We start from the raw sequence: 12,267 nt of genomic DNA, 5'->3' as shown, positions 1-12,267 counted from the left end.
CCGTGCGACCGCCCCACCCCGGCCCCCGGGGAGCGGAGGCCGGAATGACCGGCCCGCCGGGCTGGTTGCATCTCCCTGGCCGCCGGACGTCTGCCGGCGTTGCCCACGCACCGCGAAACCCTTACTCGCGTGGCGCCCACCCCCGGATCGTCCCGGGTGCCGCGTTCCCCCGAGCGAGAGGTGACGACATGCGTACCGATCTGTTCCGCAAGACCGTTCTGACCGCTGCCGGCGCCGTGTTCGCCGGTGGGATGATCGCCGGCCCGGTCGCCGCGAGCGCCGCCGTCGACAGCAACCCCCAGCCGATGGCGATGGCCGCCGAGCGCGGGCACGACAAGGGTCAGCGGGAGCTGAACGTGCGTTACGAGGCGCAGCCGAACTTCTTCTACTGCGGCCCCGCCGCCGCCCGTAACGCCCTGACCACCCTCGACAAGAACGTCTCCCAGGACGACCTCGCCCGGGAGATGGGCACCACCGAGAACGGCACCGACAGCGCCCACCAGATCACCAAGGCCCTCAACACCAAGGCCGGCAAGAACGACTGGCGCACCATCGAAATCCCCACCCCGTCCGCCGACGACAAGCAGACCGACACCCTCCGCCACGACGTCCGCACCGCCGTCGACAACGGCCGCGCCGTCGTCGCCAACATCGCCGGCACCGCCACCGACACCAACGGCACCACCCACTCCTTCGAAGGCGGCCACTACATCAGCGTCGTCGGCTACCGCGACAACGCCGACACCGTCAAGATCGCCGACTCCGCCAACCCCGACCAGGCCTCCTACTGGATCACCACCGAAACCCTCGCCGACTGGATCGCCACCCGCGGCTACTCCGCCTGAGACAGGTGACACCACACGACGGGCCGCCCCCTGACCGGGGGCGGCCCGTCGTCGCGTAGCCGGGTCCGTCAGCCGGCCGCGCCGGCCCGGTCCACCGCCTCGGCCACCGCCTCGGGGGTACGACCGACCACCGCCCCGCCGTCGTCGAGCAGCAGGATCGGCCGTTGGATCAGCTCCGGCGCGGCCACCATCGCCTCGACCCAGCGGGGCACGGACGCCTCGTCACGCGGCCAGTCGGCCATGCCCCGTTCGACGGCGGCCCGCTCACCGAGCCGGCAGACGTCCCACGGTCGGGCGTCGAGGCGACGCAGCACCTCGGTGAGTTCCGCCGCGCTCGGCGGCTGCTCCAGGTAGGGCCGCAGCCGGTACGGCACGCGCGCGGCGTCCAGGGTCTCCCGCGCGCCGGCGCACTTCGAACAGGACGGGTTGTGCCACATCTCCATACCGGGCATCGTGGCAGACGATGCGGGACCGGTGGCGTCGGTGCGGCCCGACCACCACCGCGTCACCGGTACGGCGCCGGGTGCCGGATGCGCCGGTTGTCCGGTCACACCGGGCCACCGGCGCCGGAGGCGCCGTCGACCGGGGAGCCCCCGATGTCCGGTTCGCGCCGGGTGCCGGTCGGGAATCGGTCCGGGGGTGGGGGCGTTGTACATGGTTCGCCTCCGGACCCGCCGCACCGAGCCCCCGACCGGGTGCCCCGCCACCCGGAATGCCGACCGGCCCGACGGCGTTGTACCAACCTGGCGCACCGAGTAGGCCAAGCCCCGGAACCGCGCCCCCCAGAACCATCCCCGTAGCGCCCCCGCGCCACGACCCCCTTTCTTCTCGCGTGTGGCGCCCCCGCGCCCGCGTACATCCCCCGTACGAACGGAAAGGCAGGACACCCCCATGACCACGCTGATCCGTAAGGCCGCCCTGACCGCCGCCGGCGCCGCCCTCACCGCAGGCGCCCTCGCCGGCCCCGCGACCGCCTTCGCCGCCCCCACCACCCACACCCCCACCACCACGGTCACCACCGACCGCGGCCACGACAAGCCCAGCAAGAACCAGCGCGAACTCAACGTCCGCTACGAAGCCCAGCCGAACTTCTTCTACTGCGGCCCCGCCGCCGCCCGTAACGCCCTGACCACCCTCGACAAGAACATCTCCCAGGACGACCTCGCCCGGGAGATGGGCACCACCGAGAACGGCACCGACAGCGCCCACCAGATCACCAAGGCCCTCAACACCAAGGCCGGCAAGAACGACTGGCGCACCATCGAAATCCCCACCCCCCAGGCCGACGACAAGCAGACCGACACCCTCCGCCACGACGTCCGCACCGCCGTCGACAACGGCCGCGCCGTCGTCGCCAACATCGCCGGCACCGCCACCGACACCAACGGCACCACCCACTCCTTCGAAGGCGGTCACTACATCAGCGTCGTCGGCTACCGCGACAACGCCAACACCGTCAAGATCGCCGACTCCGCCAACCCCGACCAGGCCTCCTACTGGATCACCACCGAAACCCTCGCCGACTGGATCGCCACCCGCGGCTACTCCGCCTGACACACACCACACACCACGGAACGGGCCGGCCCCCACCAGGGGGCCGGCCCGTTCGGCGTACACCGGGGCGGTCGCCCGGACCGGGTCGAGGTGCCGGCCTCCCCCGCTCGGCCGCGCGCGGCGCGGCGGCGGCCCGCCGCAAGCGCCCGGAGGGCGTCCTCCGACCCGCGCGGGCGGGCGAGCCGTACGTGGTGGATCATGGGTGCCATCTCCCCGTCCCAGAGCCTGACACCCGGTTGCACGAATAGCAAGACGGACGTACGGTTTTGTAGGACTGCGGAATCGCTGGTTAGTGTCGCCTAACCGGGGCGGCACCCCGACCGGTGCGACAGACTGCTCAGGACTACTCACGGTCGCTGGTGTGAAGGAGTACGACGTGGCGAGCCTCGACACCTTCGGTGCGAAGACCCAGCTACGCGTCGGAGACGCGAGCTACGAGATTTTCAAGATCAGCAAGGTGGAGGGCCACGAACGACTGCCCTACAGCCTGAAGATCCTGCTGGAGAACCTGCTGCGGACCGAGGACGGCGCGAACATCACCGCCGACCACATCCGCCAGCTCGGCGCGTGGGACGCCGCCGCCGACCCGAGCGTGGAGATCCAGTTCACCCCGGCCCGGGTGCTGATGCAGGACTTCACCGGCGTACCCTGCGTGGTCGACCTGGCCACCATGCGCGAGGCCGTCCGCGACCTGGGCGGCGACCCGACCAAGGTGAACCCGCTCGCCCCGGCCGAGCTGGTCATCGACCACTCGGTCATCGCCGACCTGTTCGGCCGCGAGGACGCCTTCACCCGCAACGTCGAGCTGGAGTACGAGCGCAACAAGGAGCGCTACCAGTTCCTGCGCTGGGGCCAGACCGCCTTCAACGAGTTCAAGGTCGTCCCGCCGGGCACCGGCATCGTGCACCAGGTCAACATCGAGTACCTGGCCCGTACGGTGATGGAGCGGGGCGGTCAGGCGTACCCGGACACGGTCGTCGGCACCGACTCGCACACCACGATGGTCAACGGCCTGGGCGTGCTGGGCTGGGGCGTCGGCGGCATCGAGGCCGAGGCCGCCATGCTCGGCCAGCCGGTCAGCATGCTCATCCCCCGCGTGGTCGGTTTCAAGCTCTCCGGTGAGATGCCGGCCGGCACCACCGCCACCGACCTGGTGCTGACCATCACCGAGATGCTGCGCAAGCACGGCGTGGTCGGCAAGTTCGTCGAGTTCTACGGTCCCGGTGTGAGCGCGGTGCCGCTGGCCAACCGGGCCACCATCGGCAACATGTCCCCGGAGTACGGCTCCACCGTGGCGATCTTCCCGATCGACGCGGAGACCGTCCGCTACCTGGAGCTGACCGGCCGTGACCCGCAGCAGGTCGCGCTGGTCGAGGCGTACGCCAAGGAGCAGGGCCTCTGGCACGACCCGGCGGCCGAGCCGGAGTACTCCGAGCGCCTGGAACTGGACCTGGGCACCATCGAGCCGTCCCTGGCCGGGCCGAAGCGCCCGCAGGACCGGGTGCCACTGGGCAACGCCAAGACGCTGTTCCGCTCGGCGCTGACCGACTACGTGGCCGCCGACGAGACCGGCGGCGACGACCGGAAGCCCGGCGTCCCGCAGCAGGAGAAGCCGTACGGCGTGCAGGGCCGCGCCGACGAGGCGAGCGCCGAGTCCTTCCCGGCCAGCGACTCGCCGGCTGTCGACGGGGCGAACGACCCGGCCGACGCCCCGCGTGAGCTGGTCAACGGCGCGGTCGGCTCGGGCGGCCGGGCCAGCAACCCCGTCCGGGTGACCGGGGCCGACGGCACCGAGTTCGAGCTGGACCACGGCGCGGTGGTGATCGCCGCGATCACCTCCTGCACCAACACCTCCAACCCGCAGGTCATGATCGGTGCCGCGCTGCTGGCCCGCAACGCGGTGGAGAAGGGGCTCGCCCGCAAGCCGTGGGTGAAGACCACCCTGGCCCCCGGCTCCAAGGTCGTCATGGACTACTACGAGCGGGCCGGCCTCACGCCCTACCTGGAGAAGCTCGGCTTCCACCTGGTCGGCTACGGCTGCACCACCTGCATCGGCAACTCCGGCCCGCTGCCGGAGGAGATCTCCGCCGCCGTCAACGAGGCCGACCTCGCGGTCGTCTCGGTGCTCTCCGGCAACCGGAACTTCGAGGGCCGGATCAACCCGGACGTCAAGATGAACTACCTGGCGTCCCCGCCGCTGGTGGTGGCCTACGCCCTCGCCGGCACCATGGACATCGACCTGGCCAACGAGCCGATCGGCGAGGACAGCCAGGGCAACCCGGTCTACCTGCGGGAGATCTGGCCGAACACCGCCGAGATCCAGGACGTCATCGCCTCGGCGATCGGCGCGACCGGGTTCAGCGCGGCGTACGAGGACGTCTTCGCCGGTGACGAGCGCTGGCAGTCGCTGCCCACCCCGACCGGTGACACCTTCGCCTGGGCGGGCGAGTCGACCTACGTCCGTAAGCCCCCGTACTTCGAGGGCATGGAGAAGGACCCGAAGCCGGTCGTCGACATCGACGGGGCGCGGGTGCTGGCCAAGCTGGGCGACTCGGTCACCACCGACCACATCTCCCCGGCCGGCTCGATCAAGGCCGACTCCCCCGCCGGCACGTACCTCGCCGAGCACGGCGTGCCGCGCCACGAGTTCAACTCGTACGGCTCGCGCCGGGGCAACCACGAGGTGATGATCCGGGGCACCTTCGCCAACATCCGGCTGCGCAACCAGCTCGTTCCGGGTGTCGAGGGCGGCGTCACGGTCAACCACCTGACCGGCGAGCAGACCTCGATCTACGACGCCTCGGTGGCGTACCAGGAGGCGGGCGTCCCGCTGGTCGTGCTGGCCGGCAAGGAGTACGGTTCCGGGTCGTCGCGGGACTGGGCGGCCAAGGGCACCATGCTGCTCGGCGTCCGGGCGGTCATCGCCGAGTCGTACGAGCGGATCCACCGCTCGAACCTGATCGGCATGGGCGTGCTGCCGTTGCAGTTCCCGGCCGGCGAGACCGCCGACAGCCTGGGCCTCACCGGCACCGAGACCTTCTCGATCGCCGGGGTCACCGCGCTGAACGACGGCGAGACCCCGCGCACCGTGAAGGTCACCACCGACACCGGCGTGGAGTTCGACGCGGTGGTCCGGATCGACACCCCGGGTGAGGCGGACTACTACCGCCACGGCGGCATCCTCCAGTACGTGCTCCGGCGGATGATCGCCAACTAGCCCGTACCCCCGTCTGGTGGTAGCAGGGGTCCCCTGTTCATCGTTTCTGATGAACAGGGGACCCCTGCAGTGTCCGGGGCGGGGCAGTGTGCGGGGCGGGGCGGTGGTGCCGGTGGCTCAGATCCGGCCGACGCCGGCCCCGGCGGTCACCAGGGCGGGCACGTTCGCCGCCGGGTCGAGGGTGTACGGGTAGTAGGTCCGCGGCTCGGTCACCGTGCCGGCGGTCTCCGGGGTGCCGGAGTTGACGAAGACGTTGTTGCGCTGCACCGCCCGCCCCGGGCCGCTGTCGGCGTACCCGCTGGCCGAGTACATCGGGTGGGGCACGTCGCGGAAGTAGTTGCCCTCCACGACCACCCCGGCGTTCTCGGTGGAGGCGACCCCGTAGAGCGCGTTGCCGAGGAAGTAGTTGTTGTAGACGTGCACCGGCTCGGCGAACCGGATCCGCGGGTGCCGCTGCCGGCTGTTGTCGAAGAAGTTGTGGTGGATGCTCACCTTCAGGTGCCCGATGTCGGTCGACCCGGACCCGTCGGAGTGGCCGATCAGCATGCTCTTGTCGGAGTGGTCGAAGTGGTTCCAGGAGACGGTCACGTAGTCCGCGCCCCGGACCACGTCGACCGAGCCGTCCACCGCTCCGGCGAACCGGTTGTGGTCGATCCAGATGTGGTGCGAGTTCTGCCCGACGTTGATGGCGTCGTCCTCGGCGTCGGTGAAGTTGATGTTCCGGACGATCACGTTGTACGACCGGTAGAAGTCCAGGCCGCCCCCGGTGATCTCGGCGTTCCCGACGCCGATGATGGTCTTGTTGGGGCGTACGCCCTGCTTGCTGCTGATCTGGATCCGACCGGTGACCTGGATGATCATCGGCCCGACGGTGTCGATGTAGTCGAGGAAGTCGTTCGCGTTGGTCGCGGTGACCACCGGGCCGCCGAGCCCACCGGTGGTGCCGTTCTGGCCGAGCGCGTTGACGCTGGCGAACCCGTCCGGCTGGGCGGTGATCCCCGGCCCGGCGGTGAGGGTCGACGTGGCGGTCGGTGAGATCCGGCCGACCCCGGCGCCGGCCGGGACGATCGTCGGCACGTCGGCGGCCGGGTCCAGGGTGTACGGGTAGTACGTGCGCGGGTCGGGCACGGTGCCCCGGGTCTCGATGGCGTGGTTGCAGTCGACCAGGATGTTGCCGCGTTGGACGATCCGGCCGAGGGGCCCGCTGAAGTCGACCCGGCCCGGGTTGTTCACGCTGTAGAAGTAGTTGTTCTCCAGCAGCACGGCCGAGTCGTTGGTGGACGCGACACCGTAGCTGTTGTCGTAGTAGTAGTTGTTGTAGACGTGGGCCAGCGCGGAGAAGCGCACCCGGGGGTTCCGCTGGTCCGAGGCGTTGAAGTAGTTGTGGTGGTAGGTGACCCGCAGCCGTCCGACGTCCTGCGCCGCGTTGTCGTCGTCGTGCCCGAGCAGCAGCGTCTTGTCGTGGTCGTGGAAGTGGTTCCAGGACACGGTGACGAAGTCGGAGCCGCGTTTGATGTCGACCGCGCCGTCGTCGCCGTTGGAGAACTCGTTGTGGTCGATCCAGATGTGGTGCGAGAACATCTGGACGTTGATCAGGTCGTCGGTCGCCCCGGTGATGTGCAGGTTCCGGATGATGATGTTGTGTACGGCGTTCGCCGGGGGCGAGGTGACGTCGTCGTCCACCGGCAGGCCGATGTTCAGCCCGCCGCCGGAGAGGGTGGCGTTCGCGCCGAGCCCGACGATCGTCTTGTCGGAGGCGACGTTGTGCATCCCGTCGTTAGCGCCGGTGGGCAGGTTGATGGTCCCGGAGACCTGGACGACGTACGGCCCGGGGCGGGAGATGTAGTCCAGGAACTGGGCGGCGGTGGTGACGGTGACGACCGGCCCGCCGGCACCGCCGGTGGTGCCGTTCTGGCCAAGGGCGTTGACGGTGGCGAACCCGTCAGGCGTGGCGGCGGCCAGCGCGGTCGGGGCGTCGGCGGCCGGGCCGGGAGCCGCCGTGGCCGGCTGCGGCAGGGCGGTGGCGGCCAGGGTCAGGGCGGTGAGCAGACCGGCGGCGGCGTGCCGCCGCCATCGGGGCTGACGGGGCGGTGGGCTGGTGGTGGTCACGGGGTTCCGCCTTTCGCAGGGCGGACGGCCAGGCGGGGTGGGCGCGCGGGGCGGCGGGACGTGCCGCCGGGCGGTCCGGGGACGGGACGGTCCGGTTGCGGGGCCTGGCGATCCGGCAGGTGGTGGCCTACGATCTGGAAAGCGCTTTCCTCGTCCATGCTAGGAACGCACATCGCCCCATGTCAATAAATAGTTGTCGATGTCCCGATCTTCTCCCGCAGCCACCTGAACCCTGGAGGGCCGGGGCGCTCCGGTGGGCGCAGCGCGTCCCGCACCAACGCGAGATGCGTCGACAGCATTCGCGCCCCAGGCCACAGCAATTCATCTGAATGCATGACAAAACGGGCGCGGAAACATGGCACGTCCGCCTGCCAACGGCAAAGGATCTCTCGAATCCCGAGTCGCACGACGGACTACGTGCGCAGGACCATCGAGTGCTACCGGTTGACGACGACGCCCGTCCCGTGAACCGTCGTGGCGCCGCCGTTCCCCGTCACCCCGCGGCGCTGCGCGCGGCCCGCGTCTTCATGGCGTGCTCCAGCAGGGTGATGAGCACCTCCTTGCTGGACTGGCGCTGCCGGGCGTCGCAGAGCAGCACCGGCACGTCCGGATCCAGGTTGAGCGCCGCCTGCACCTCGTCGAGCCGGTACCGCCGGGCACCCTCGAAGCAGTTCACCGCCACCACGAACGGGGTGCCCCGCCCCTCGAAGTAGTCGATCGAGGGGAAACAGTCCGCCAGGCGGCGGGTGTCGGCGAGGACCACCGCGCCGATCGCCCCGAGCGCCAACTCGTCCCAGACGAACCAGAACCGGTCCTGGCCCGGCGTACCGAAGAGGTAGAGCACCAGGTCGTCGCTGATGGTGATCCGGCCGAAGTCCATCGCCACGGTCGTGGTCGACTTGCTCTCCACTCCGGACAGGTCGTCGATGCCGACCCCCGACTCGGTGAGGACCTCCTCGGTGCGCAGCGGGCGGGTCTCGCTGACCGCACCGACCATGGTCGTCTTGCCCACGCCGAAACCACCCGCGATAAGGATCTTGATCGCGGTGGGCACCGTCTCCGCCGGCTGCTCAGAGTGCCCGTAGTCCATTGATAACCGCCTCGAAAATACTGTCGTCGGGAAGGCCGCCGGTGGCCCGCGGCTCACGGACCTGCACCAGCTCGCGGGCCACCAGGTCACCCAGGAGCACCCGGATGGTGCCCACCGGCAGGTCGAGATGCGCCGCAATCTCCGCCACGGACTGCATCCGTTGACAGAGCCCGACGATGGCGAGGTGCTCCGGCCCGAGACCCGCCTCCGGCGTGACATCCGACTGGATCGCCGTCACGAGGGAGATCAGGTCGAACGTCCCGGTGACCGGCCGGGCCCGTCCACGGGTCACCGCGTACGGTCGCACCACCGGTCCCGCGTGGTCGTCCACCCACTGCTCTTCCATCGGCCCCCCGGTAACGGTCATCACGGGCTACTTCTCGGCGACGGCCGACTGCTCCGACGACCGGGACGGCGACGCGACGTACTTGCCGACCCGGGTCACCAGCATCGCCATCTCGTACGCGATCAGCCCCACGTCGGCGTCCTCGGAGGCGAGCACGGCGAGACAGGCGTTCCGCCCGGCCGCCGTGACGAACAGGAACGACGACTGCATCTCGATGATGGTCTGCTGCACCTGCCCGCCGCCGAACCGCTTGCCCGCCCCCCGGGCCAGGCTCTGGATGCCGGCCGCCATCGCCGCCAGGTGCTCGCCGTCGTCCCGGCTCAGCCCTCGGGACGAAGCCATCATGAGGCCGTCCGTGGAGAGAGCGATAGCGTGTTCGGCCTGCTTCACCCGGCCGACCAGATCATCCAACAACCACGTCAGGTCGGCACTCGAAGCCGTCTTCTGCGCCACTCGTCGTCCTCTTCTCAACCCGGCTGGTCGCCGTGCTCGTCTGGGCTCACTCCGGGACCGGTGGACGGGAACACCCGCCACCGCGCCCCGCTCACGTCGTTTGCCGATCCTCGTCGTCCGGCGCCTCCGTCTGCTCCGGACCGCCGGCCGGGCCGCCCAGCAGCCGGGCCGCGTCGGTGCGGCCCCGCCGGGTGCCGGTCTGGTACGAACTCATCATCCGTCGGACCTGCTCGGGCGGGCGGACTCCCTCGTCGTCGTCCGGGGTGTCCACGGCGGGCACCTCGTCCCGCAGCTCGGGCGCGAGGTTCGCCTGGCGGACCCGCATCGGCAGGCCGGACTCCGTCCGGGGCGGTTCCTCCACCGGACACGGGGTCGGGCCACCGTGCTCCACCTTCTGCTCGGGCTCGGTGCGCGGGGTGGCCACCGGCAGGCCGGTGGGGAAGGTGGGCCCGTCCAGCGCCGAATGCTCCGACCAGCGCCGGGCCCGGGTCGGCAGGCCGGACCCGTCCTCGGCCGGCGTGTCCTGCGGTGCCCGGGGCCGCTCCAACGTCGTCCGCACCCGGGTGGGGAGCTGGTGCGGCTCGTCGCCGTCGGCGCCCTCGGGCGCCCGGCGCGACGCCTCCGGCTTGGCCAGCGTCACGGCCGGACGCGGACCGGGCTGCTCGACCTCGCGCGCGGCCGGCCCGGTCGGCGGCTCCGCCCCACCGGCGCGGGGGGCGCCCGGCCCGGCCGGCTCCTCCTCGCCGGCGGTGACCAGGTCCAGCGGGATCAGCACGACCGCCGTGGTGCCGCCGTACGGGGACTCCTTCAGGTGCACCTTGATCCCGTGCCGCTCGGTCAGCCGGCTGACCACGTAGAGGCCGAGCCGGGTGGCGTTGGCGAGGTTCAGCTCCGACCGGTCCACGATGCGCTCGTTGGCGGCGGCGAGGTCCTCCTCGCTCATGCCCAGGCCACGGTCCTCGATCTCCAGGGCGAAACCGTTGGCGACCAGCTGCCCCCGCACCTCCACGGTGGTGTGCGGCGGCGAGAACGACAGCCCGTTCTCGATCAGCTCGGCGAGCAGGTGGATGATGTCGCCGACCGCGCGACCGGCCAACGAGACCGGACCGAGCGGCAGCACGTTGACCCGGGTGTAGTCCTCCACCTCGGCCACCGCGCCCCGGACCACGTCCACCATGGGCACGTTGCGCCGCCACGCCCGGCCCGGCGTGGAGCCGGAGAGGACGATCAGGTTCTCCGCGTTGCGCCGCATCCGGGTGGCCAGGTGGTCGACCCGGAACAGGTCCTCCAGTTCCTCGGCGTCGTTCTCCCGCCGCTCCATCGCGTCGAGCAGGGTGAGCTGCCGGTGGACCAGTGCCTGGGTCCGCCGGGCCAGGCTGAGGAAGACGTCACGGACGTTGCGCCGCAGGTCGGCCTGCTCGACGGCGGTCCGGATCGCGGTCTCCTGCACGACGTTGAAGGCCTGGCCCACCTGCCCGATCTCGTCGTCGCCGAACTCCAACGGGGGCGCCTCGGCGGCGACGTCGACCTCCTCGCCCCGGCCGAGCCGCTCGACCACGTTCGGCAGCTGCTCCCGGGCGAGCTGGAACGCCGCCTCCCGAAGGCGCTCCAACTGCCGCAGCAGGGCCCGGGCGGTGGTGATCGAGACGATGATCGAGGCGATGACGGCGAGCAGGCCCAGACCGGTGGCCAGCACCAGTCGAGTGATGACCCCGATGGCGACCGGCGTGGCCCGATCCACCACGTCGTCACCGCCGGCACCCACGACATCGTTGAGCTGCTGCAACGTCGGATCGACCGCGCTGCGCCAGGCGTCCAGCTCGACCGGCGGGCGCGACTCGGCGTTGCGGGCCTGGATGACCTGGTCCTCCAGGGTGTGCAGGCGCTGGTACGCCTCGCCCTGGGACATCTGCTGGTAGCGGTTGCGGTCCGCCACGGGCAGGGCGCTGATGGTGCTGGCCGCGATGTAGCGCTGGGCACCGACGAGCTGCGCGAACTGCGCCTGCTCCGTCGCGGTGATCCGGCCGGCGGCGAGGGCGCCGTGCAGCAGCGCGTCCTCCTGGGACAGCAGCTCCCGGGCCCGGTTGAGCTCGATCAGGGCGGCCGTGTCGTGGGCGACCTGCCGGTCGTCGAGACCACCCAGCTCGTCGTAGAGGCGGAACATCGCGTTGACCACCTCCACGTAGGAGGTCAGCGCCGTCGTCCGGTCGATGCTCTTGTCGTCGATCTCCGTGCGGGTCCGGGACAGACCTTCCAGACCGGTGAGCACGTCGTCGACCGCCCGCTCGACCTCGGCGCTCGCCGGAATCTCGGTACGCCAGTTGACCGCGGACTCCTCGAACGCGCGGGCCAGCTCGTCGGTGCGCTCCCGCTCCCCCCGCAGCGCCTCCAGCTGCCCGGCCTCCGGCCGTCCCAGGTAGGCCAGGGAGAGACGACGCTCCTTCTGCAACTGCAGCAGCAGCGGTTCGCTGGGCGCGAAGACCCGGGCGTTGAGGGTCTGGACCCCGAGCAGGTTGAAGCCGTCCCCGACGGTCACCCACGCCGCGAAGGCCCAGAGCGCGACGAGCGACGCGAGCAGTGCGACGACTTTCGTACGGAGATTCGTACTGCGGGAACCCATTACACCGTCCTGGCCGGGGATTCGATTGACGTG

Annotated in this window: 9 protein-coding genes; 3 read left to right on the top strand and 6 right to left on the bottom strand. The window is 70.8% G+C overall.

What is annotated here, in order from left to right; all coding sequences use genetic code 11:
• Nucleotides 1–188: 188 nt before the first annotated feature.
• The gene (locus tag GA0070618_RS20490; protein ID WP_088983085.1) at nucleotides 189–845 is read left to right on the top strand and encodes a C39 family peptidase; all 657 of its coding nucleotides are present in this window, start codon (nucleotides 189–191) and stop codon (nucleotides 843–845) included.
• Nucleotides 846–913: 68 nt separating this feature from the next.
• On the opposite strand, the gene GA0070618_RS20485 is transcribed toward GA0070618_RS20490, so the two are convergent.
• On the bottom strand, nucleotides 914–1,297 hold the full coding sequence (locus tag GA0070618_RS20485; protein ID WP_231931387.1) for an ArsC/Spx/MgsR family protein: 384 nt from the start codon (nucleotides 1,295–1,297) through the stop codon (nucleotides 914–916).
• A 439-nt stretch (nucleotides 1,298–1,736) separates the two neighbouring features.
• Here GA0070618_RS20485 and GA0070618_RS20480 point away from each other — a divergent pair, with 439 nt between their 5' ends.
• Both GA0070618_RS20480 and GA0070618_RS20475 read left to right on the top strand, forming a co-directional pair.
• The gene (locus GA0070618_RS20480) at nucleotides 1,737–2,399 is read left to right on the top strand and encodes a C39 family peptidase (protein ID WP_088979812.1); all 663 of its coding nucleotides are present in this window, start codon (nucleotides 1,737–1,739) and stop codon (nucleotides 2,397–2,399) included.
• 361 nt (nucleotides 2,400–2,760) lie between these two features.
• Nucleotides 2,761–5,616, top strand: a complete 2,856-nt coding sequence (locus GA0070618_RS20475) for an aconitate hydratase (RefSeq protein WP_088983083.1) — start codon at nucleotides 2,761–2,763, stop codon at nucleotides 5,614–5,616.
• A 117-nt stretch (nucleotides 5,617–5,733) separates the two neighbouring features.
• Here the strand turns inward: GA0070618_RS20475 and GA0070618_RS34760 are convergent, their stop codons facing one another.
• From GA0070618_RS34760 to GA0070618_RS20450, 5 genes are all read right to left on the bottom strand, one after another.
• Entirely contained in the window at nucleotides 5,734–7,725 is a 1,992-nt protein-coding gene (locus GA0070618_RS34760; protein WP_231931386.1) for a pectate lyase family protein, read from the bottom strand.
• Nucleotides 7,726–8,218: 493 nt separating this feature from the next.
• On the bottom strand, nucleotides 8,219–8,815 hold the full coding sequence (locus GA0070618_RS20465) for a GTP-binding protein (RefSeq protein ID WP_088983082.1): 597 nt from the start codon (nucleotides 8,813–8,815) through the stop codon (nucleotides 8,219–8,221).
• Nucleotides 8,796–9,161: a DUF742 domain-containing protein gene (locus tag GA0070618_RS20460; protein ID WP_414467528.1), complete on the bottom strand. Its 366-nt coding sequence runs from the start codon at nucleotides 9,159–9,161 to the stop codon at nucleotides 8,796–8,798. Before GA0070618_RS20460 ends, GA0070618_RS20465 begins: the two co-directional genes overlap by 20 nt.
• Nucleotides 9,162–9,188: 27 nt before the next feature.
• A complete protein-coding gene (locus tag GA0070618_RS20455) occupies nucleotides 9,189–9,614 on the bottom strand; it encodes a roadblock/LC7 domain-containing protein (RefSeq protein WP_088983080.1) in 426 nt (141 codons plus the stop codon).
• A 91-nt stretch (nucleotides 9,615–9,705) separates the two neighbouring features.
• Entirely contained in the window at nucleotides 9,706–12,234 is a 2,529-nt protein-coding gene (locus GA0070618_RS20450; protein WP_088983079.1) for a sensor histidine kinase, read from the bottom strand.
• Nucleotides 12,235–12,267 lie beyond the last annotated feature (33 nt).

The organism is Micromonospora echinospora (genome assembly GCF_900091495.1).
GTDB lineage: Bacteria > Actinomycetota > Actinomycetes > Mycobacteriales > Micromonosporaceae > Micromonospora > Micromonospora echinospora.
Note: the sequence above shows the minus strand (reverse complement) of the source record. Positions and strands in the feature narration are given on the sequence as shown.